Annotated in this window: 3 protein-coding genes; all 3 read right to left on the bottom strand. The window is 32.2% G+C overall.

The annotated features are described in order from the left end of the window. On the bottom strand, positions 1 to 200 hold a 200-nt coding region (locus CXF76_RS20750), incomplete at its 3' end, for a hypothetical protein (RefSeq protein ID WP_232785074.1). 10 nt (positions 201 to 210) lie between these two features. Continuing rightward, entirely contained in the window at positions 211 to 1,542 is a 1,332-nt protein-coding gene (locus CXF76_RS00650; protein ID WP_101162804.1) for a phenylacetate--CoA ligase family protein, read from the bottom strand. Continuing rightward, positions 1,542 to 1,987: serine O-acetyltransferase (locus CXF76_RS00645; protein ID WP_269801296.1), on the bottom strand; the 446-nt coding region annotated here is incomplete at its 5' end. The genes CXF76_RS00650 and CXF76_RS00645, both read right to left, overlap by 1 nt.

The following is a 1,987-nucleotide window of genomic DNA, read 5'->3' as shown; positions in this document are numbered from 1 at the left end:
TGATTGAAATATTGCAAAGGAAAACACCCCCAATACTTTTTCAATGCTTTAATTTCAGACTTAATTACAGCAATATCTTTTTTATCCGTAGATTGCTTAAAACGCTGCACATTTGCTTTGTACCTATAATTAAATTTAATTAAATAAAGGCACCGAATTTTTTCCATAACTGTATGTTTTAATAACTGTAACATTTTCATATTGCTACCTTTAAAATTCACAAATAGCTTGTCTCATTTTGCCATTTTTAGTTCTAATAAAATCATTAACTACAGTTATAGTGACTTCCATTTTATGGCCTAACCGCTCTTTAATATTAGTAATTAGCTTTAAGCGTTCAGAGTCGATAAAATCTGAATTACAAGTGACTAAAACTTCTATTTTCATTAACTCTTTTTGGATGAATTGAGTACCTAATAAACCATTAACCCCTTTAGGTATATGATTTAGTATATGTACCTTTTGACCATCTTCAGCGACTAAGTAATCGCCAACCCGACCTTCTATACTCTCAACAATAGGGAATACTCTTCCACAAGCACATGAAGTTTTATCCGATAAAATTACATGATCACCCGTTTTATAGCGTATTAATGGGTAAAGTGAATTATTGTAATTAGTGCCTATTATTTCTGCTCTTTCCTTACCTTCTTCAGTTTTTCCTGCAGGGACTAATTCTACATGGGAATAGTCTGTTAATATGTGATAACGGCCATACTCACAACTGCCAATAGCCGCAACACGTTCAAAAAGGCCATACCAATCAAATACTGTACATTTAAATCTTTTTTCGACTAATATTTTATCTTCTTTTGCCAAAGACTCCGATGAGGTAACTATCGACTTCAATACACCCGGATAATATAAATCATTAGTATCTAAGTATTTTGCGAGTGTAACTATTGAAGATGGGTATGCTTGAATTATTTGCGCATCAAAATCAGCCATTGCTTTAATATAACTAGATAAATGCTGCTGACTCATATGAAATGAAGAAAGCATAATCATGTTTTCAAAATAAGAGTAACGCCAAAATGGCGCTTTTTTTTGATTTAAAGGAACAATCATATCCCCTCTTATCCATGCTCTTTTATCACCATCCTTAAAGCCAGCCCAAGCCATCATCCTGTTGACGAATGCTTGCTCAATAACTACAGACTCCATATTCTGTAAGATTGTCAAGGGAGAGCCTGTAGTCCCACTAGTTGCACCTTTAATTATTGGTCCATTTCTTTTTGAAGATAAAAACTGGTCTTTATTTTCATTAATAGTTTTTTTATCTATAAAAGAAAAATCGTTTATTTCTTTTGCATTCGTTTTATAAAACTCAGTATTTTGGGTCGCTTCATTAATTATTTTTTTTTGCATTTTAGTTTGGTAACTACTTAATGCGTTAATATCAAAATCGTGAGTCATCAGTTCACTAGTAAGCTTTGCGCACTCTTTATTCTCACGTAGTTTCTGCCTTATGAGAGCTCTAATACTTAATAAAACATTTTGAACTAAAATAGGGCTTGATTGATATATTTTATTCGTAAACATTAATAGTAGTCCTTTGGATTAACGTTCGATTTAATTATTCTACCCGGTATACCAGCAACTACACTATTGTCTGGGACGTTTATAACTACAACGCTATTAGCTCCAACAACACAATTATTGCCAACTTTTACTTCTCCCAAAATTTTAGCACCTGTAGCTATAAAACAGTTATCACCAATAATGGGAACATTTTTCGATTTAGATTTCCCGCCAATAGTAACATTAGATCCTATGACACAATTTTTGCCGATAATGGATCTTTTATGTATTACTACCCCTATTCCACCATAAGCGAATATAGTGTTACTACCAATTTCGCACTCTGAAAAAACAGCACTATTGTGGAAAATACGAATTAAAGCATTAAATAACTTTGGTAAAAGTGGGATTTTGTTTTTATAAAACCAAGAACCTATTTTATATAACTTCATTTTTATACTTCCTT

This window comes from Pseudoalteromonas sp. 78C3 (genome assembly GCF_002836695.1).
In the GTDB taxonomy this organism is placed as follows: Bacteria; Pseudomonadota; Gammaproteobacteria; order Enterobacterales; family Alteromonadaceae; genus Pseudoalteromonas; species Pseudoalteromonas arctica.
The sequence above is the reverse complement of the archived record's forward strand: the minus strand, read 5'-3'. Positions and strand labels throughout refer to the sequence as shown.